16 protein-coding genes and 1 tRNA gene are annotated in these 18,673 nt (G+C 65.4%); 6 read left to right on the plus strand and 11 right to left on the minus strand.

Translation table 11 applies throughout. The features are described from left to right. The first annotated feature begins 244 nt into the window (after positions 1-244). Positions 245-1,501: a spinster family MFS transporter gene (locus ABFK29_RS16480; RefSeq protein WP_005863190.1), complete on the plus strand. Its 1,257-nt coding sequence runs from the start codon at positions 245-247 to the stop codon at positions 1,499-1,501. On the opposite strand, the gene ABFK29_RS16485 is transcribed toward ABFK29_RS16480, so the two are convergent. The 3 genes from ABFK29_RS16485 to ABFK29_RS16495 are packed head-to-tail and all read right to left on the minus strand — an operon-like array spanning position 1,449 to position 4,191. Then, the gene (locus ABFK29_RS16485; protein WP_005863191.1) at positions 1,449-2,579 is read right to left on the minus strand and encodes an alkane 1-monooxygenase; all 1,131 of its coding nucleotides are present in this window, start codon (positions 2,577-2,579) and stop codon (positions 1,449-1,451) included. The two genes, ABFK29_RS16480 and ABFK29_RS16485, sit on opposite strands and share 53 nt — an antisense overlap. Beyond that, positions 2,576-3,634 carry a hypothetical protein gene (locus tag ABFK29_RS16490; protein WP_005863192.1) on the minus strand — a complete coding sequence of 353 codons (1,059 nt, stop codon included), beginning with the start codon at positions 3,632-3,634 and terminating at the stop codon, positions 2,576-2,578. The genes ABFK29_RS16485 and ABFK29_RS16490 overlap by 4 nt, the downstream gene beginning before the upstream one ends. Next, complete coding sequence (locus tag ABFK29_RS16495) at positions 3,634-4,191, minus strand: hypothetical protein (RefSeq protein WP_085983440.1); 558 nt, start codon at positions 4,189-4,191, stop codon at positions 3,634-3,636. Before ABFK29_RS16495 ends, ABFK29_RS16490 begins: the two co-directional genes overlap by 1 nt. A gap of 151 nt (positions 4,192-4,342) precedes the next feature. Between ABFK29_RS16495 and ABFK29_RS16500 the strand changes: the two genes are divergently transcribed. Then, positions 4,343-5,281 carry a LysR family transcriptional regulator gene (locus ABFK29_RS16500; protein ID WP_005863194.1) on the plus strand — a complete coding sequence of 313 codons (939 nt, stop codon included), beginning with the start codon at positions 4,343-4,345 and terminating at the stop codon, positions 5,279-5,281. Positions 5,282-5,603: 322 nt separating this feature from the next. Here ABFK29_RS16500 and ABFK29_RS16505 read toward each other — a convergent pair. Both ABFK29_RS16505 and ABFK29_RS16510 read right to left on the minus strand, forming a co-directional pair. Further along, a tRNA-Thr gene (locus ABFK29_RS16505) sits at positions 5,604-5,679 on the minus strand. A 361-nt stretch (positions 5,680-6,040) separates the two neighbouring features. Beyond that, complete coding sequence (locus ABFK29_RS16510; RefSeq protein ID WP_005863195.1) at positions 6,041-7,687, minus strand: ABC transporter permease; 1,647 nt, start codon at positions 7,685-7,687, stop codon at positions 6,041-6,043. A gap of 80 nt (positions 7,688-7,767) precedes the next feature. Here ABFK29_RS16510 and ABFK29_RS16515 point away from each other — a divergent pair, with 80 nt between their 5' ends. From ABFK29_RS16515 to ABFK29_RS16525, 3 genes are all read left to right on the plus strand, one after another. Next, complete coding sequence (locus ABFK29_RS16515; protein WP_005863196.1) at positions 7,768-8,649, plus strand: hypothetical protein; 882 nt, start codon at positions 7,768-7,770, stop codon at positions 8,647-8,649. Positions 8,650-9,170: 521 nt separating this feature from the next. Next, positions 9,171-10,337 (plus strand): winged helix-turn-helix domain-containing protein, encoded by a 1,167-nt coding sequence (locus ABFK29_RS16520; protein WP_005863198.1) that lies wholly within the window; start codon positions 9,171-9,173, stop codon positions 10,335-10,337. Positions 10,338-10,424: 87 nt separating this feature from the next. Then, entirely contained in the window at positions 10,425-11,321 is an 897-nt protein-coding gene (locus ABFK29_RS16525; protein WP_005863199.1) for a cation diffusion facilitator family transporter, read from the plus strand. A gap of 10 nt (positions 11,322-11,331) precedes the next feature. On the opposite strand, the gene ABFK29_RS16530 is transcribed toward ABFK29_RS16525, so the two are convergent. The 5 genes from ABFK29_RS16530 to ABFK29_RS16550 all read right to left on the minus strand — a co-directional run bounded on the left by ABFK29_RS16530 (position 11,332) and on the right by ABFK29_RS16550 (position 16,071). Then, positions 11,332-12,096 carry a proteasome-type protease gene (locus tag ABFK29_RS16530; protein ID WP_198135763.1) on the minus strand — a complete coding sequence of 255 codons (765 nt, stop codon included), beginning with the start codon at positions 12,094-12,096 and terminating at the stop codon, positions 11,332-11,334. Between the two features lie 329 nt (positions 12,097-12,425). Beyond that, positions 12,426-13,223, minus strand: a complete 798-nt coding sequence (locus tag ABFK29_RS16535; RefSeq protein ID WP_005863201.1) for a transglutaminase family protein — start codon at positions 13,221-13,223, stop codon at positions 12,426-12,428. 4 nt (positions 13,224-13,227) lie between these two features. Beyond that, positions 13,228-14,169, minus strand: coding sequence for an alpha-E domain-containing protein (locus ABFK29_RS16540; protein ID WP_005863202.1), 942 nt, complete (start codon positions 14,167-14,169; stop codon positions 13,228-13,230). Then, positions 14,169-15,593 carry a circularly permuted type 2 ATP-grasp protein gene (locus ABFK29_RS16545; RefSeq protein WP_005863204.1) on the minus strand — a complete coding sequence of 475 codons (1,425 nt, stop codon included), beginning with the start codon at positions 15,591-15,593 and terminating at the stop codon, positions 14,169-14,171. The genes ABFK29_RS16540 and ABFK29_RS16545 overlap by 1 nt, the downstream gene beginning before the upstream one ends. Before the next feature lie 220 nt (positions 15,594-15,813). Then, complete coding sequence (locus tag ABFK29_RS16550; RefSeq protein WP_005863206.1) at positions 15,814-16,071, minus strand: DUF2312 domain-containing protein; 258 nt, start codon at positions 16,069-16,071, stop codon at positions 15,814-15,816. Between the two features lie 178 nt (positions 16,072-16,249). Here ABFK29_RS16550 and ABFK29_RS16555 point away from each other — a divergent pair, with 178 nt between their 5' ends. Further along, complete coding sequence (locus ABFK29_RS16555) at positions 16,250-16,465, plus strand: hypothetical protein (protein ID WP_005863208.1); 216 nt, start codon at positions 16,250-16,252, stop codon at positions 16,463-16,465. Between the two features lie 63 nt (positions 16,466-16,528). On the opposite strand, the gene ABFK29_RS16560 is transcribed toward ABFK29_RS16555, so the two are convergent. Beyond that, positions 16,529-18,505 (minus strand): enoyl-CoA hydratase-related protein, encoded by a 1,977-nt coding sequence (locus ABFK29_RS16560; RefSeq protein WP_005863210.1) that lies wholly within the window; start codon positions 18,503-18,505, stop codon positions 16,529-16,531. Positions 18,506-18,673 lie beyond the last annotated feature (168 nt).

Consider the following 18,673-nt stretch of genomic DNA (forward strand, 5'->3'; position numbering starts at 1 on the left):
AACGCACTTGTACGCGTTCAGAAAAAACCGGAAACTAGACAATCCGGCGTGTTGCTCAGGCGGTTGCACGGTCCCGAACATGCGTGATCAAGGATTGCGTCGTATCTGACATGCAATGTAGGTTCCGGCCACGGTGGTCCAGGACGCTGCACAAACGATCTGATGGTCGCGAAATCGTAACCTTCAGTCACTGATTGGTCATGACCTTCTGTGGTGAATGCCCTTTCCCGACCCAGAGCGAGACATGAAGCCAGAGACCCGGACGCTTACCCTTTTGTCTTGCCTGATGATGGTGGCGCAGCTGGATCGGCAAATCCTGTCCTTGCAACTTGATCAGATCGGACGCGAATTCCTCCTGTCGGATACGCAACTGGGGCTGCTGTCCGGCTTTGCCTTTGCGGTGGTCTTCGTGATCTGCGGGTTCCCCGTGGCGCGGCTGGCAGCGACCGGATCGCGCCGCAAGTTGATCGCCATAGCCGCTACGGTCTGGAGCCTGTTCACTCTGGCTACCGCTGCAGCACAAGGCTTTGGCCACTTGCTGCTGGCGCGGCTTGGCGTGGCCGCGGGGGAAAGCGGATCTGTCGTGCCAGCGCATTCGGTCATTTCCGACAGTTTCGAAGAGGGTCGGCGCAGTTCGGCCATGGCAGTCTTTGTTGCGGGGGCGAACATTGGCGTGCTGCTGGCCTTCCTGATCGGTGGGGTGGTGGGTCAGCTCTACGGCTGGCGAGCGGCCTTCATCCTGGCTGGTTTGCCGGGGTTGGTGCTGGCACTGGTCTTCTGGCGCTATGGCCCAGCCGAGGTCGACGGGCGGTACACCGCCACGACACCGGACCTGATGGCACAGACCTGGGAAACGCTGCGCGCCCATGAAGGGCTCTGGCACGTGCTGTGGGGCATGGCAGCGACCGGCATCGTCACCTTTGGGTCCTTGAGTTGGACGCCGACCTTCATCCTGCGCACGCATGACCTGACGCAGGCGCAGGTGGGCGTGTTTCTGGCCGTCACCGCAGGGATTATCGGGGGCCTTGGCACGGTCTTCAGCGGACGGTTGGCGGATCACCTCGGGCGGCGCGCGCCCTGGCGGCGGATCGGAGTCGTGCTCGGCGCGATCCTGCTGGCCAAGCCCCTGGCTCTGGTCTTCCTGCTGTCCTCTGACAGGACCGTCGCGCTTGGAGCCATGGTCGGCAGCGTCAGCCTGGCAGCGGTGTTCTGGGGGCCGACCATGGCCTATGCCCATGCCCAGGTCGCGCCGCATCTCCGTCCACTGGTGACGGCGGTCTTTCTGTTCCTGTTCAACCTGATCGGGCTGGGGCTTGGCCCGACACTCGTCGGGTTGGGCTCGGACCTGCTGGCGGCGCAAGAGGTCGAGCGGCCCCTTGCATGGGCCCTGGTCGGGATGCATCTGACCGGGCTTTGGGGCGCCTGGCACTATTGGCAGGTGATCCGCATCATTCGGGCGCGGGGCTATGCGGCACCTCATAAAAACCATCGCGAAAGTTGATGCGTGACGCCTGATGATCGACCGCCTCCAACAGGCGCGGATTCATGACCCGGAACCAGACAGGCGGCACCAGCATCATGCAGAACAGGCCCGGAATTCCGGCAGGCAATTGCGGCGTGCCCTCGATATGCGACAGGGTCTGAAACGGGCGCTGCGCGTTGGCGTGATGGTCCGCGTGGCGCTGCAGGTTGAAGAACAACAGGTTGGAAAACAGGAAACTCGAACTCCAAGAGTGTTTCGGCTGGCAAGGCTCCCGCCGCCCGTCGACCATCTCGCGCAGCAATCCATAATGTGCGGTATAGTTCGCCATGGTGATCGAGAACCATGCCACCAGACTGTGCAGGAAAAAGAACGGCACCGCCTTGGCCCCAAACACCATGACAAGCCCCGCCAGAAACACCAGCGACAAGGCCCAGCTGCGCAGCAACTCGTTCCGCAGGCTGAGCCAAGGCAAATCTCGCCTGCGCAGGCGGTTGCCCTCTTTCTCCAGCGCGCCCAGAAAGACCCCCGGCATCTCGCGCAGGGCAAAGCGATAGATCGACTCGTTGTAGCGCGCACTGGCCGGATCCTCGGGGGTGGCAACCTTCTTGTGATGGCCGAGATTGTGTTCCACCCCGAAATGCCCGTAGGCCAGCAGGACCAGCGCCAGATCCGCCATTCGCCGGTCGAGCGGGTCGCGGGCATGGCCCAGTTCATGCGCGACCAGCACCAGAAGCGAATGCACGAAGCCCATGCCGACGGTAAAGGCAACCCATTCCAGAGCGCTGAAGCCGACCGAAGTGGCCGGTGCCGTGGCGGCGATCACGCCCACTGCGTAGCTCGGCACGATGGCATGCATCAGGCGGCGATAGAACGGGTCGGCCTCTATCGTGGCGGCGGCCTGGGACGGGACGTTGCGGGTGTCCCGCCCGATCAGATGATCGGCCAAAGGCGCAACTCCGAACAAAAGCCCCAGAGGCGCCGCCGCCACGGCCCAGACCGGCAGGCCAAGCGCGTAAAGGATCAGCAGCACCGGCGCGACCATCGGCGCAAGGAACCCCACCAGCCAGCCAGAGCGGCGCGGATCGGGATGGGTCATGAGGTCTCTCCTGCCAAGCGGTTCGCGCTGGCGCGCACATAGAACGCCGCCAGCGTCAGCATCGCCACGCTAAGGAACGGCGCGAACGACCCGCCGATGAGGAAACCCAGCGTATAGCAAGGCGTTAGCACGGCAGCGACCAGCGCCGCCCTGCGCGTCGGGCCAAAGATCAGCAGGACCGGGAACAATGCGCCGATGACAAAGACGAAGCTTCGGTAAATCAACTCGCCAACCAGCCGCAGCGCCTCGGGAGACAGCATCAGCGATGCCACATGCAGCGCCATGACGACGCCCACCGCGAGCGCAGGCAACCGCGCCTGCCGCCAGTCGATATCAAGCTCGACCAGATGAGCGGCGGTGGTAAAACCGGTCTGCACCATCACCAGCACCGCCGCGGCCATCACCGCAGGCTGCGCCAGCCCACCTGACAGAGTCAGGCCGACAAAGGCGTCCAGCCCCAGATACACCCCCAACAAAAGCCCCGCGAAGAGGACGCCAAAGCCGATGACGAATGCGCGCCGTGGATGGTCCGCCTGGGCGAAGGCTCGGTGAAAGGTCAGGTCGAACCATGGCGCAAGCAGGAACCCAAGCGCCAACGGCGCGATCTGGTGCAGAAAGGGCGCCGCCCCCTCGGTCACTGGCACCGGCACCGGCGTGAGGACGATGTAAGTCAGCAACCCTGCGCTGAGCGCCAGCACAGCCACCGACATCGCGACCAGCCTCGCGCGAAAGAAAAGGCACAGGGCCGTCACGATGGCAAAGCAAAACACCGGGCGCGCGTCCTGCACCATCAGCGACAGCCATACGGCAAAGACCGCTTGATACCCCGCCACCAGTGCCGAAAATCCGCGTGTCCAAGCGCCGAACCGGTTCAGAAAGGCCAGGCGCTCCGCCTCTCGCCAAAAGCCGAACAAGGTTGCGCCCAGCACGTTGAAAACCGCGAAGGCGAGAAAACTCACCGACCCGAATTCCAGATACAGCAGCACCGGGAAAAACCCGCCGATGCACCAGAACCACGCACAGGCGAGAAAGGCCGCCACCGTCAAGTCGCGCATCACACCCCCACGGGCCACAGGTGAAAGCGCAGTTCGCCACGGCCGATGCGGCGGTCCGTTTCTCCACGGTGCTTGCCGCGCGAATAGACATTGACCTTGAGCGTCGCGTTGAAAGGCTGGCCGCTGGCGATCTGCGCCTCAAGATCGGGGTCCATCGGCTCGACCTTCAGATGCAGCCCGTTGGTCGAGGGCAACATGAAGCGGTAACTGACATTGCGGCAGACGATCCGGTGCCCGCCATCGCTGCGCATGAACAGATAGGTCCCCGCCGCCAGTTCCAGCGTCGCCAGCAAGGCCGCGCCGCCCACCGTGCCATAGGCATTTCGGTTCATCCGGCTGTGCGGGGTCTCGACGTAGAAATCCGTGTCGGAATAGTTGATCCGCAAGCCGAGCCGCCAGACCATTGGCAGGAAGGCCATGGCCAAAATGCGGCGCAGCAGCGGCGAACGGATCGTGGCGCGGTTCAACGCGCGCTCCAGCCGCGCACCCGCCCATTGAAAGCCGGTCGCAGGGGGTCTGTAACTCCGTTGCCGCTGCTCTGCCGGCACATTTTGCATGGGCTCATCCACGGATCATGACGCTTTGAAATAGGTGCGGGCCGGCTGCGTCCCGAAAACGGCTGCTTGCCCGATGTAGCTACGAGGGATATGCATTTTTCCAAGTATCCAGAAGCGCCTAAACCTCAATATCCTGATATCGGAAATCGCAATGAACGATCAGCCGCCCCCGGATGCCGCCTTTGGTCAGGCGCTGCGCCACCTTGAAATCAAGCACCTTCTGGCGTTCGAGGCGATCTACTCCACGCGCAACATATCCCGCGCCGGGCAGGCTCTTGGGTTTTCTCAGCCGACCATGTCGAACCTTCTGGCGACGCTGCGCGCGGTGCTCGATGACCGGCTGTTCCTGCGCCAGCCGCGCGGTGTGCAGCCTACCAGCCGCGCCGATGAGCTGATCACCCCGGTCCGCAGCGCCCTGCGCGAGATCGAGCGCATCACCAAGCCGCGCGCGTCCTTCGACCCCGAAAATGACACGCGCGAATTCAAGATCCACGCGCTGGATATCTTCGAAAGTTTGCTGATCCCCAGCCTTGTCAACCGCGTGGAGGGCAATCCCGGCATCACCTTCAAGCTACTGCTCGCCCCCAAGGTCCCCATCGTCGAAGCGCTGGACAGTGGCGAGGCCGACATCGCCATTGGCATGCTGCCGCGCAACCAACCCGACCTGCGCTGGCAGGACGTCCTGTCTCTCGACCTCGTGGTGATCGCGCGGAAAGGCCATCCGCGCATCGACGACCAGGTGACGCTGCAGGACCTCGCCGAGCTGGGCCATGTGGCGATGGACATGGCACCCGGCGCGTTGGCCAATGCGCACCTTTTTTCGCTCAAGAACCGGCCCGCACGACGCGATGTGGTGCGCGTGACACGTCCCTCGGCGATCATCGAGATCGTCGCCCAAACGGATCTTGTGGGCTACGCGAACCGCCGACAGCTGGCCGCCTCGCCGTGGCGCGAAAGGATACAGGCGCTGGAACCCCCGGTCCCGCTGTCGACGCAGGATTTCCAGATGACATGGCATCTACGCAATCAGGACGACCCCAGTCTCGTTTGGCTACGGGATGAAATCGTCAGTATCCTCGGGCGTGTCTAACGACCCACGGGGCAAGGTCCCCTCGTTTAGGGGATGCCAGAACGCCTTGGGACAGGTCCAACAAGTGCACCGCGACCCCGGTGAACCGCTCAAATCGGCCTCCGAACCGATCAAGACAGGTTCCCCACTTTTCTGAAAGGCTGATCTGCGCAAGCGGCGGTGCAGCGCCCGATCGATGCATATCGATGTCACATAGCAGCACAGTGGCGGGTGACGCCGGTCAAAGAAGCCAGTATTTGCAGAGTTGTTGCAGCGCGCACCGATAACGACGATGGCCGGCAAGCTATGCCACCATCAACTGGTTGATCTCTATGGATTTAAGTGGTGCCCCCACACGGACTCGAACCGCGGACCTACTGATTACAAATCAGTTGCTCTACCAGCTGAGCTATAGGGGCACTTGCTGGTTGGTGTGCGGATTATCACCATCGGAATTGCCTGTCGATAGGCAAACGTCATCGCGTTTACGGGCGTCCGTGATGGACTTGGGCGCTCTGTTCGGCAACGGCTTCAGCGTAGTGCGCGGCCGTTGCCGCCTGGCCTCTGGAACAGCGTGGTCGGGATCGTTCGCCGTACCGCCAGCCGGCCCATCAACAAGATCGTAGGAGTGTGCCGCCGTGACAAAACTGGCGCTCCTGCCCTGCGATTGTGGCAGCGAAGGCGCGGAAGACCGATACAATGAATACTTTTCCGGTACAGGATCGCGGATGGCCGTGCTGCGTTCGATGACCATCCTGTCGATCAACTCTGAAGAAATCCCTACCGGTTCGCGCGCGCCAGAAGACCCACCGCCGCCAGACCGAAGAGGATGACGAGGATTGCAGCCGGAGCGGCCTCGCCCAGTGCTTCGAGCGAGGCCTTTTCGTGCACGCGCGTGGCCAGCGTTTCGTAGTTGAAGGGGCGCAGCAGCAACGTCGCGGGCAGTTCCTTCACACAATCGACGAAGACCAGCAGCAGGGCCGAGGCGACAGAGGCGCGCATCAACGGATAGTAGATCGCGGTCAGCACCTGCCCCTCGTTCCGGCCAAGCGACCGGGCGGCCAGCGGCAGGTTCGGCGACACGCGGCCCATGGCTGCGTCGGCGGCCCCCTGTGCGATGGCGAAGAAACGCACGCAGTAGGCCAGGATCAACGCAAATGCGGTGCCCGTCAGAAGCAGCCCGGGATCCCACCCCGTCGCGCCCCAGATCGCATCGGCCACGGCGTTATCGATGGCGGCGAGCGGTATGAGGATGCCGACCCCGAGAACGGCACCGGGCGCCGCGTAGCCGATGGTGGTGACGGGCATCAGGAGGCGCGGCAGTTTCTGCCCCGACAGGCGGACGCCGTAGACCAGGAAGATCGCGGCGAGCACGGTGATGATGGCGGCAGACCCGCCGACGACCGCCGTGTTCAGCCCCGCCCGCCAAAGCGCCGGATCGGTCCAGAACTCTGCGTTATCAAGCGCATGGCTAAGGATGACCCCAGCAGGCAGGACAAAGCCCACGGCCAGCGGGATGGTGCAGGCGGTGGTGGCGATCCATGCGGGTGCGCCGGTCAGGGGTTTGCGCATGGCGGGGCGATGGCGGGTGGACAGGTTGAAGAAACGCATCCGGCGGCGCGAGACCTTTTCGAGCACGACCAGCAGCACGACGAGGAACAGCACGACGGACGCGATCTGCGCCGCGCCGCCCGCGTTGTTGGATTCCAGCCAGACGGAGAAAATCCCGGTGGTCAGGGTCTGCACGGCGAAATAGTCCACCGTGCCGAAATCGTTGATGCTTTCCATCATGACGATGGCCACGCCGGCGGCAATGGCGGGCCGGGCCAGCGGCAGGCCGATGCGCCAGAACCGCCCGAAAGCCCCGGCGCCAAGCGAGCGGGCGACCTCTTCGGAGGAGGCGGACTGTTCGCGGAAGGCCGCGCGGGCCAGCAGGTAGACATAGGGATAAAGCGCTGCGGACAATACCAAAATCGCCGCCCCGAGAGACCGGATCTCGGGGAACCAGTAATCGCGGGAAGTCTGCCAGCCGAAGAGGTCGCGCAGCCCGGTCTGCACCGGCCCCGCATATTCGAGGAAGTCGACCAGCGCGTAGGCGCCCACGTAGGCCGGGATGGCCAGCGGCAGCAGAAGAAGCCATTCCAGCCAGCGCCGTCCGGGAAAGTCGTAGCGCGCCACCATCCAGGCGGCCCCGGTGCCCACCATCGCAGCGATCAGACCCACGCCGAACATCAGCCGGGCGGTTGTCCAAAGATAGCGCGGCAGCGTCGTCGACAGCAGGTGGGGCCAGATATTTTCCCGAGGAAATAGCGCGATGCCAAGAACTGCGACGATCGGCGCAACGACGATCACGGCGATGATGACCGCGCCCACGGACCAGCGGCTGGGAAGGCGCATGCGGCGGATCGGTGTCTCTGTCAGTGCCATCTGGGCCCCATTTGCGTGGTGTTCCTCGCGTGGTAAGCACCTATAGTGCCATCGTCGAGCAACCGAAAGACCAACGGCCCATGCAGGTGATCCTCCATACCGGCGTGCATTGCACGGACGAAGACCGTCTGCTGAAATGTCTGCTGCGCAATGCCGAAGCTTGGCGACACGAGGGTGTGGCCATTCCCGGCCCGTCCAAGTACCGGAAATTGCTGGGCGATTCCATAAACATGCTGAAGAGCACCACACCGTCGGAGGAGACGCGCGAAATCCTGCTGGACGCGATCATCCAGGACGATCCGGGCAAGATCGACCGGCTGGTACTGTCGAACGACAACTTCTTTTCCGTGCCGAAGCTGATGTTCCAGAACGGGCTTTTGTATCTCAAGGCGGAGGCGCGGCTTCAGACGCTGGCAAACATCTTCGAAGGGGACGAGATCGAGCTGTACATGGGGCTGCGCGATCCGGCGACCTTCCTTCCGGCGGCCTTTGCCGCCACCCCGCACGACAGTTTCGGGGCGTTCATGGCGGGCGTCGATCCGATGCATCTGCGCTGGTCCGACTTGATCCGGCGGATCCGGGACGCGCTGCCGCATATGCCCATAACCCTTTGGTGCAACGAGGATACTCCGCTGATCTGGGGTCAGATCATCCGCGAGATGGCGGGGATCGAGATGACCCGCAAGATCAGCGGCGCCTTCGATCTGTTCTCGCAGATCATCGACAAGGAAGGCATGAAGCGGTTCCGCGCTTTCCTGGCGGAGAACCCCGGCATCAACGAGCGGCAGAAACGGCGGGTGATGGCGGCGTTTCTCGACAAATATGCCATGGACGAAGAGATCGAGCAGGATGTGGATCTGCCCGGCTGGGATGCGGCGTATGTCGACATGCTGACGGAGATCTACGAGGACGACCTGGAGACCATCGCACGGATGCCCGGTGTGACGCTGATCACGCCCTGAAAACGGGGCGTTCGACCATTAAACCTAACGCGCATGGCCTTCGGGTGAACGCAGCGCGCGGGGGTCTAACGGGGCGCACGGTCTTTTGGCCACAGGATGTGGTGGGTCCCCTGCCCCGGTTCCACAACGGGTTAACGGATTTCAACCTTTCATCCCCCCACGTTAAAGGCCGAACCGGCCGGTTTGACCCCGATTCCCGGCCGGTTGTTAACCTTTGCCCCGAGTCGGGACCGCACAAACCGTTGCGCGGAAATCTTTTTCGTTAACCAGCCCCTCGACCTGTCCCGCCGCCCGTGCCCCAACCCCTGCCCGGCCCCTGCCCGGCCCGCGCAGCCCCCGGTTGCGCGGGACCGGCCCTTCCAATTCGGCTGGGTCCGGCCAATGCTCTGCCGCCGCGCGGGCGTCTTCGGGCGCGTCGACCGCCCGGCGGGTTTCGAGGTCCTGCATCCAGACCCGCACGAAGCGGGTTGATCCCCTTTCGTTCTCATTGCACCTTGTGGCCAGACACCTTCGGAGACCCCGTGACCGCCCTGAAGATCCCCAACCGCGCCGCGCGGCACCTGTGGCTTGCCGCCCACGGGCTGCATGCCCCGACACCGGGCAAACCGGACACCGCCGCCATGGTGCGCGAGCTGGGTTTCGTCCAGCTCGACAGCATACAGGTGGTCAGCCGCGCCCATCACCACATACTGTGGAGCCGCAACCGCAACTATCGCGAACCGATGCTGAACCGGATGATGGCGCGGCGCGAGGTGTTCGAGCATTTCACCCACGATGCCTCGGTCCTGCCGATGGACTTCCTGCCGATGTGGCAGCGTCAGTTCCGCCGCAAACGGGAGATGGTCAACCGGTCTGCCTGGTACGGCGGGTTCGATCCGGCTTTGCTGGACGAGGTGAAGCGGCGCATCGCGGACGAGGGGCCGCTCTCTACACGGGCTTTCGACACGAAGGTGGAAGGCAAGCGCGAGATGTGGGTCCGTCCGCCGCACAAGAAGGCGCTCGATTGCCTGTGGTACGCGGGCGAGCTGGCGACCTGCCACCGCGACGGGTTCACCAAGGTCTACGACCTGGCAGAGCGGGTCTTTCCCGAGGATCTGCGCCGGGCGGACGTGCCGGACCGAGATCAGCTCGACTGGTTGTGCCGCGCGGCACTGGACCGGCTGGGCTTTGCCACGACCGGCGAGGTGCGCAAGTTCTGGGAAGCGGCTGAGGTTGCCGAGGTCGCGGACTGGGCCGAACGGGACGCCGGGTGGTGGGTCCCGGTGGAGGTCGAGTCGGCGGACGGCACATGGACGAAGGCGCTGGCCGCCCCGGACATCGAGGCGCGGCTTGAGACGGTCCCGCCGCCGGGCGGCGGGCTGCGCATCCTCAACCCGTTCGATCCGGCGATCCGCGACCGGGTGCGGCTGAAACGGCTGTTCGGATTCGACTACACGGTCGAGATGTTCGTGCCCGCCGCCAAGCGCCAATGGGGTTACTACGTCTTCCCGCTGCTGGAGGGCGACCGGTTCGTCGGCCGGCTGGAGGCCAAGGCCGACCGGGCGCGCGACGTGCTGGAGGTGACGCGCCTGTGGCAGGAGCCGGGCGTGCGGGACAGCGCCGCGCGGATGGCACGGCTGGAGGCGGAACTGGCGCGCATGGCGCGGTTCGCGGGCGTGGCGGAGGTTCGCTGGCTTTGGGACCGATGACGGGTTGAGGCCCCCCGCCCCCGCCTGTAAGCGAAACGCAAGCGCGCCCCGGTGGGGCGCCGGACGGATAAACGGGGCGGCGGACGCATGTCGGACAAGCTGAAACTGGCCATCGGCAGCCTGCTTCTCGGCCTCGTGGTGCTGGCGCTGAAGCTGCTGGCCTGGGCGCTGACCGGATCGGTTGCGCTGCTGTCGGACGCGCTGGAAAGCACGGTGAACCTGGCGACGGCGCTGGCGGCGCTGATCGCCATCCGCGTCGCGGCGATGCCTGCAGACACCAACCATCCCTTCGGCCATCACAAGGCGGAGTACTTCAGTGCCGTGCTGGAGGGCGTCCTGATCATCGTGGCGGCGCTGCTGATCCTGCGTGAGGCCTGGGCCGGGTTCTGGGCACCGCGCCCGCTGGACGCGCCGCTCTTGGGTCTTGCGATCAACGCCGGGGCCACGGCGCTGAACGCGGCCTGGGCCTTTGTGCTGGTACGGCAGGGGCGGCGTTTGCGCTCTCCGGCGCTGGTGGCGGACGGCAAGCACCTGTGGGCGGACGTGGTGACATCGGGCGGGGTGGCGTTGGGCGTGCTGCTGGCGCTTGTCACCGGGTGGTGGGTGCTCGACCCGGTCATGGCAGCGTTGGTGGCGGTCAACATCCTGTGGTCGGGCTACTCCGTGGTCATGGCCTCGCTGTCGGGCCTGATGGACGAGGCGGTGCCGGAGGACGTGCAGGAGAAGATCCGCACGGTGATCTCGGCGCAGGCCACCGGCGCGGTGGAGGCGCACGACCTGAAGACCCGCCACGCGGGCAGCGCCACCTTCGTGGAGTTCCACCTTGTCGTGCCGGGCGAAATGAGCGTCTTCGACGCCCACGAGATCTGCGACCGGGTGGAGCGGGAGATGGCGCGCGCGGTGCCGGACGTGCACACCACCATCCACGTGGAGCCGGACCACAAGTCGAAGGACAGCGGCGTGATCCCGGTGGACGAGGGCTGAGGCGTCTGGCCTAGCCCTTGTCTTCCGGGTTTCTCTGCGCGTCGTCGAAGGTCCACTTCGGCTGCTGTTCCAGCGCGTCCTTCAGCGCGTTGCCCCATCCCTGGCTGACCGACTGGAAGTAGGGATCGTCCTGCTGGACACGCCCGGTATGGCCGATCTTCAGGCCGTCCTTCTCGTAGCAGTGGTAGTCGAAGGGCAGGCCCACGGTCAGGTTGGCCTTCACGGTGGAATCGAAGCTGACCAGCAGGAGCGTCATCGCCTCGGCGAAGGTCATCTTCGGATCGTAAGCGCGCACGAGGATCGGGCGGCCGTACTTGATCTCGCCGGTCTGGAAGAACGGCGTGTCGCCGCCCGCCTCGATGAAGTTGCCTTCGGGGTAGATCAGGAACAGGCGCATCGGCCCGCCCGCGATCTGCCCGCCCAAAAGGAGCGTCGCGTTGAAGGCGCTGTCGGCGCGCTGGCCGACATTGGCGTGGCGGTCGATGACCTCGCGCAGGGTGTCGGCGACAAGGCGCGCGGCCTGGAACATCGACGGCACGGCCAGCAGCGAGGGCGAGCGTTCGGACGGCGCCTTCAGCCGTTCATCGAGTTCGGAGACAACCGCCTGAGTCGTGGCAAGGTTGCCCGCCGACAGCAGGGTGATGACCCGCTCGCCGGGGTTTTCCCAGATCGTCATCTTCTTGAAGGTGGAGATATTGTCGAGCCCGGCATTTGTCCGGGTGTCCGACATGAACACCATGCCCCCCTCGAGCATCATTCCCACACAATAGGTCATCTTGGCACTTCCGACTCACGACAAGGTCAAAGGTGTAGGGGCAGGACGGCGGGGCGATCAAGAGCGATATCGTGACAAACGCATATGTCCTGCGGTCGCGGCCCGGCGCCGGGGCAGGAAAGACACGGTTTGCGTCGGGGCGGCGTGCGGTTCGGTCGGGCTGATCGGGGCTGGACACGGTGGCACCGGTGTAACGGAGCGCCCTCGACGCTCCCATGCGATGCGTTCCGTCCGGTGCCGCAATGGCGGCCGCCGCCCGGTGCGCGCCGGCGCCCTGCCCTTGCCCGGCCCCTCGCTCCAGACCCGGGGGCGCCGCGCCTGCCGCCTGCCTACTGCTGCGCGACCTCTATGGCGACGTCGAGCGCCTCGGTCTCGCCGCCGACGCGAAGGCCGTTGACCGGGGCTGCATCGCTGTAGTCGAGACCGACGGCCACGCGGACATAGCGTTCGTCCGGGCACATCCGGTTGGAGGCGTCGAAGCCGACCCAGCCCAGATCGGGCACGAAGACCTCGGCCCAGGCGTGCATCGCGTCCTGCGCCACGGTGTCGTCCAGCATCAGGTAGCCCGACACGTAGCGCGCGGGCCAGCCCGCTTCGTGCGCGCAGGCGATGAAGACATGGGTGTGGTCCTGACAGACGCCGCGGCCCTCGGTCACCGCCTCTTCCGCGGTCCACGTGCTTTCGGAGCTGCCGGTTTCGTATTTCACCGCCTCGGCGAGAGCGTCCATCAAATTGTGGCAGCGGGCGAGCACGGTCTCGCCCTCGACCGAGCGCAAGAGCGCCTTGACCCCGGGGCCTGCCTTGGTGCGCGGCGTGGCGCGTTTGTAGAGCCACAGCGGCACGGGGCCGACATGCTTGCCGACGACGCCGTGGTTCTCCGTTACCTCGACTTCGCCTTCGCAGTTGACGATGACCTCTGTCATGTCGCGGTCGAAGCTGATGAGGTCGACCTTGTTGTGGTGGTGATCGTCGTAGGACAGTTCCTGCTTGCCGCCGGTGATGGTCATCTTCCAGTCGCCGACCGTCTGGTTGCGGCCGCTGCGCGGTGTCAGGCGAAGCTGCTGCAGCCCGGAAACCACGGGAGCGTCGAAGGCGTAGCGGGTGGTGTGGGAAATTTTCAGCCGCATGATCTCACTCGTAGAACCGGTAGTCGATTTCGATCTGGCGCCCGACGCGTGCGATCACCGACTGGATTTCCTGAAGGTACTCGTGCAGGCCGAACTCGAAGACCGCGTCGATGTCGAGCCTGAGGTACTTTTCCTCCATGGAGCGGAGCATGTCGCAGGAGGTCGTCACCTGCCCGTATTCCGAGGTGAGGAATTCCATGTTCGACCGCATCGTCGAGATGCAGAACGCGAGGCTCCGGGGCATCCGCCGGTCGAGGATCAGGAACTGCGCGATATCGCGGGAATCGCGGGAGGCGCCGTAGGCCATGCGGAACCCGCCCCGGGCCGAGACGGAGCGGAGGAGGATTTCCCACTGCACGTTGTCCATGGAGGAGCCCACGGACACCACCGCAGGCAGAAGCACGTAGTACTTCACGTCGACGATGCGCGCGGTGTTGTCGGCCCGTTCGATGAAGGTGCCCAGTCGCGAGAAATCGTAAATGTCGTTGCGCAGCATGGTGCCGTGGGTGGCGCCGCGCACCATGGAGGTCCGCTGCCGGATCAGCCGCAGCACGGCCGGAAGGTCGCGTTCGTTGACGCGGCGGGCCAGCCCTTCCTTCGCGGCCATATAGGCGGCGTTGGTGGCTTCCCAGACCTCGGTCGTCAGCGCGGTGCGCACCATACGGGCGTTCTGCCGCGCCGAGGCGATGGAGGACATGACAGACGACGGGTTGTCCTTGGACCGCAGGAGCCAGTCGATGGTCGCTTCCTTGGTCACCTCGTCGTGGCTTTGCATGAAGAGTTCGAAAGAACCGGAGGTCTGCAGGACCGACTTCCATTCTTCCTCGGTGGAGCCGAGCCGGGTGAGCGCGATGCGCTGGCCCGTCTCGATCAGGCGTCCGATGTTTTCCGCCCGCTCAAGCGAGCGGTACATCCAGAACAGGCCGTTTGCGGTTTTTCCCAGCATCAGTCTTGCAGCACCCAGGTGTCCTTCGTTCCGCCGCCCTGCGAGGAGTTCACCACGAGGGAGCCTTTCTTGAGCGCCACGCGGGTCAGGCCGCCGGGCGTGATCTTGATGCCTTTCGGGCTGACCAGCACGAAGGGCCGCAGGTCGACGTGGCGCGGGGCAAGCCCGGCACGGGTAAAGATCGGCACCGTCGACAGCGACAGCGTGGGCTGCGCGATGTAGTTGGCAGGCTTGGCCTGAAGTTTCCTGCGGAATTCCGCGAGGTCCTTCTTGGTCGCGGTCGGCCCGATCAGCATGCCGTAGCCGCCGGAACCGTGGACCTCCTTGACGACAAGGTCCTTCAGGTTGTCGAGCACGTAGGCCAGGCTGTCGGGATCGGCGCAGCGCCAGGTCGGCACGTTTTCCAGCAGCGCCTTCTCGCCGGTGTAGAACTCGACGATCTCGGGCATGTAGCTGTAGATCGCCTTGTCGTCGCAGATGCCGGTGCCCGGCGCGTTGGCGATGGTCAGCTTTCCCGAGCGGTAGACATCCATGATCCCCGGCACACCCAGCGCGCTTTCCGGGTTGAAGTTCAGCGGATCGAGGAAGGCGTCGTCGATCCGACGATAGACCACGTCGATCGGCTTGTAGCCGCGCGTGGTGCGCATGGCGAGCCGTCCGTCCACGACCCGCAGGTCGTTGCCCTCCACCAGCTCGACCGACATCTGGTCGGCGAGGAAGGCGTGTTCGAAAAAGGCGGAATTGAAGATGCCCGGCGTCATCACCGCGACCGTGGGCTTTTCGCCCGCGCTGGCCGGCGCGCATTCCGACAGCGACTGGAGCAGGTCCATCGGATAGGTCTGCACCGGCTGCACGCGGTTGTGGGCAAACAGCTCCGGGAACATCTGGAGCATGGTCTCGCGGTTTTCCAGCATATAGCTGACACCCGAGGGCGTGCGGCCGTTGTCCTCCAGCACGTAGAACTGGTCGGGGCCGGTCCGCACGAGGTCGATGCCGACGATGTGGGTATAGACCTTGCCCGGCGGCGTGACGCCGATCATCTGCGGTTCGAACGCCTCGTTGCGCGAGATCATGCTTTCCGGGATGCGGCCCGCCTTCACGATCTCCTGCCCGTGGTAGATGTCGTGCAGGAAGGCGTTCAGCGCACGTACGCGCTGCTCGATCCCCTTGCTCAGCCGCTGCCATTCGTGGCCCGAGATGATGCGGGGAATGATGTCGAAGGGGATCAGCCGTTCCTCGGCCTCGGCGCGGCCGTAGACGTTGAAGGTGATGCCCGTCAGGCGGAACAGCTCTTCCGCCTCTCGCTGCTTCGCGCGGAGGTCTTTCGGATCCTCCCCCTCGAACCAGTTGTTGAACGCCTGGTAGGGACCGCGAACCTCGTCGCCCGCTCCCGTCATCTCGTCAAAGACCGGCTTGTCGCCCATTCAACCCCCTGTGCCCCGTTATCCGGTGTGCCGTATGAGTACAGCTTTGGGATAAGGCTAGAGCGCGGCGGATGCGCAATCAACGGCTTGGAGGACGTTTTGAGGAATTACCGGCACTATGCTGAAAATTTGGGCGCGCCCGAAAGTTCCGTCGGAACACGCCCTTCATCAGCCGGACCGGACCCGCGCGACGCCGCACGCGGGCATTGCCCCGGTGGGCTCAGGCCATGCCCAGCGCGGCCTTGTACATCTCCAGCACCGCTTCTTCCTCGGCGATGTCGTCTGCGTCGCGCTTGCGGAGCGAGATCACCTTGCGCAGGATTTTGGTGTCGTAGCCGCGGCCCTTGGCCTCTGCCATGACTTCCTTGATCTGCTCGGCGACTTCTTTCTTCTCTTCTTCCAGCCGCTCCACGCGCTCGATGAACGCCTTGAGCTCTCCGGCGGCCAAGCCGTAGCTGTCGGTCGGGGTGTCCTGCATGTCTTGCCTCCATGGGATGTGCCCTTCCGATACAGGCGTGCCGTCCGGCCATCAAGACCCATGCCGCGCCCGTTGCGCCGACCGGCCGAAACGTCTTGCCTAACGGGCTTTGGTCCTTTAGGCGGCGGGCGGTCACGCAATACCCGCGATCCCAACCGCAACACCCGAGGAGGACGACATGGCCTGGCTGATCTGGAGCGGCGCGCTGGTATCCCTCGCAGGGCTTGCCGGTCTCGTGTGGTGCATCGTCAAGGTCTGGTCCGCCCGCCGCAGGGGCCTGCCCGACGAGGAGTTGCGCGCACTCGTCCGCAAGGTGGTGCCGCTGAACATGGGCGCGCTGATGCTGTCGACCATCGGGCTGATGATGGTCATCACCGGTATCTTCCTGACCTGAAGACGCGGCGTAATCCTGACGCCGTTCTGTGGCGTCGTTCTCTGGCGCGCCGACCGCTGAGGCTTAGCGGCTCAGGAACGTGCGCCCGTATTTAACGTGCTCTCCCCAGGACGCGACCGGCGTCCAGAAGTCGCGGTCGGGATGGGTCAACCGCTCCAGCCGCTTCATGATGCGCAGCATCCCCCAGAGACCCACGGCCATCATCGGCCCGCCACGCAGGCGCGGGAAATCCAGCGCGAGGATCGCGACCGCGTCGATGTCGGACGGCCGGCGCACCATGCCCTCGGCCAGCATGCGCGCGCCTTCGTTCGCCATGGCGCCGACCAGCAGTTCGACGATATCGTCCGCCGACCAGTCCTGCGCCACGCGCTGCCCGTTCAGAAGCCGCCGGACCGAGGTCGCGCGTTCGGCACCGCCGTCGGCCCAGTCGTAGAACCCCTTGCCGGAGATCCAGCCGCGCCGACCGACCTCGATCATCAGGGCCGACCAGTTTTCAGCCCCTTCGGCGCGCGGCGCGCGGGCAAGGTCCTCAAGGCCGCTCATGTCACGGGTGCGGAACGGCGGGCGGCCCCAACCCCAGGCTTCCACCGCGGCGTCGACCGCGTAGGGGTCCGCGCCGAGGTCCACCAGCGCGTCCGCCGCGCGGTGCAGCGCCGCCGCGAGCCGGCCCGCGATGCTGGCCCCCTGAGAGCGCACGTGCACCGCCACCTTGTTCATCCGTTCGGCCAGCGCCAATCCCAGAGCCACCTCGGCGGGCGTGCCCTCCGGTCCCTGCACGACCTCCACCAGCCGGGTCGCAAAGACCGGCGGGGCAAAGCGCAGGCCAAGGCGGTCCACCCGACCCGACATCGCCACGGCGCGCACCGTTCCGGGTGGCGCGGCCACGTCGCCCTGCCCGCGCGCGGCATGCAGGACCAGGTCCGTGCCGGGGATCATCTCGGCGCTTTCGCCCCAGCTCAGCAGATCGAGGCGCGCGGCGGACTGCGCGGGGCTGAGGCCCCCGCCCTTCACGCCGGTGGAAAAGACCTCGCGCAACTGGTTGACGCCTTCGGTCAGCTTCTCGGGCTCGCGTGCGCCCCAGTTGACGCCGATGCCCGCGTTCAGCGCCGAAACCGCGATCTGCATGGCAAGCGGCCCCGCCCCCAGCACAGAGATGCGGTTGATCACGCCCGCAGGCGTACCCTTGGGCAGATTGAAGCGGCGCGCGAGGTGTTCGGCGGTGAAGGCATGGCGCAGGGCGCGGGCGGCGTCGGATGCGAGGCAGGCCTGGAAGGCGTCCTCTTCCATGGCAAGCCCCGCATCGAAGGGCAGAAGCGCGGAGGCCTCGATCAGGTCGATTACCCGGGATGTCGCGCTGTCCGGCGCGGCCGACAGCGCGGCGCGGCGGGCATTTATCGCCGCCGAAAAGGCCGCGTGATCCGTCATGCCGTCGCGCCGGTCGCGGGTCTGGCGCGGCGCGGTCCCGGCATCGGCCAGCGACCTGGCGAGTGCGGCAGCCGTGCCCAGCAGATCGGCGTCCACGACGTCGTCGACAAGCTGCCGCCCCGGGCCCCGGTCCAGCGTCATGATGCCCCCGGCAAGCGCAAGCTCCAGCGCCAGCTCGGCGCCGACAAGGCGCGGCAGGCGTTGCGTCGCACCGGCGGATGGCGTCAGCCCCATGCGCACCTCCGGCAGGCTCACGCGGGTCCCTGTGCGCGCCACGCGGTGGTGCGTCGCCAGCGCCAGTTCGAAGCCGCCGCCGTAGACCGTGCCGTGCAGCGCCGCGACAACGGGCTTGGTGCAGGCCTCCACCTGGTTACAGAGGTCGCGCAGGAAGGGTCTGGCCATCCCGGTTTCGTATTCCGCGAGATCGGCGCCCGCGGGAAAGGTGTTGCCGGCACCAGCCAGAACGATGCCCCGGATCGCGGGGTCGGCCTCTGCGCGGTCCAGCCCGGCCGCCATGCCAGCCCGTACCGCCCGCGACAGCGCGTTCACCGGCGGATTGTCGACACTGAGCAAGGCAATGCCGTCCTCGACCGAATAGTGGATACCGTCTGCCATCTGCCCGTATTCCCGTCCGGGGCCGCACGCCCGGATCTGCCCGTTTATCGCGCACTCCGCACGCTTTTGCAGGGATTAGACGCGATCAGGCGAATCAAGGCAATTTCTTTGTGCCCACGACATACCCTCAGAGCGTGCGGATACACGGCATGCGAGTCTTTTCGGACA

Origin of the sequence: Sagittula stellata E-37, from assembly GCF_039724765.1 — a bacterium.
GTDB classification, from domain to species: Bacteria; Pseudomonadota; Alphaproteobacteria; order Rhodobacterales; family Rhodobacteraceae; genus Sagittula; species Sagittula stellata.

Coding starts and splice junctions, on each gene's coding strand:
- ABFK29_RS16480 (WP_005863190.1), top strand. CDS start 245: ATGAAGCCAGAGACCCGGACGCTTACCCTTTTGTCTTGCCTGATGATG.
- ABFK29_RS16485 (WP_005863191.1), bottom strand. CDS start 2,579: ATGACCCATCCCGATCCGCGCCGCTCTGGCTGGCTGGTGGGGTTCCTT.
- ABFK29_RS16490 (WP_005863192.1), bottom strand. CDS start 3,634: ATGCGCGACTTGACGGTGGCGGCCTTTCTCGCCTGTGCGTGGTTCTGG.
- ABFK29_RS16495 (WP_085983440.1), bottom strand. CDS start 4,191: ATGCAAAATGTGCCGGCAGAGCAGCGGCAACGGAGTTACAGACCCCCT.
- ABFK29_RS16500 (WP_005863194.1), top strand. CDS start 4,343: ATGAACGATCAGCCGCCCCCGGATGCCGCCTTTGGTCAGGCGCTGCGC.
- ABFK29_RS16510 (WP_005863195.1), bottom strand. CDS start 7,687: ATGGCACTGACAGAGACACCGATCCGCCGCATGCGCCTTCCCAGCCGC.
- ABFK29_RS16515 (WP_005863196.1), top strand. CDS start 7,768: ATGCAGGTGATCCTCCATACCGGCGTGCATTGCACGGACGAAGACCGT.
- ABFK29_RS16525 (WP_005863199.1), top strand. CDS start 10,425: ATGTCGGACAAGCTGAAACTGGCCATCGGCAGCCTGCTTCTCGGCCTC.
- ABFK29_RS16530 (WP_198135763.1), bottom strand. CDS start 12,096: ATGACCTATTGTGTGGGAATGATGCTCGAGGGGGGCATGGTGTTCATG.
- ABFK29_RS16535 (WP_005863201.1), bottom strand. CDS start 13,223: ATGCGGCTGAAAATTTCCCACACCACCCGCTACGCCTTCGACGCTCCC.
- ABFK29_RS16540 (WP_005863202.1), bottom strand. CDS start 14,169: ATGCTGGGAAAAACCGCAAACGGCCTGTTCTGGATGTACCGCTCGCTT.
- ABFK29_RS16545 (WP_005863204.1), bottom strand. CDS start 15,593: ATGGGCGACAAGCCGGTCTTTGACGAGATGACGGGAGCGGGCGACGAG.
- ABFK29_RS16550 (WP_005863206.1), bottom strand. CDS start 16,071: ATGCAGGACACCCCGACCGACAGCTACGGCTTGGCCGCCGGAGAGCTC.
- ABFK29_RS16555 (WP_005863208.1), top strand. CDS start 16,250: ATGGCCTGGCTGATCTGGAGCGGCGCGCTGGTATCCCTCGCAGGGCTT.
- ABFK29_RS16560 (WP_005863210.1), bottom strand. CDS start 18,505: ATGGCAGACGGTATCCACTATTCGGTCGAGGACGGCATTGCCTTGCTC.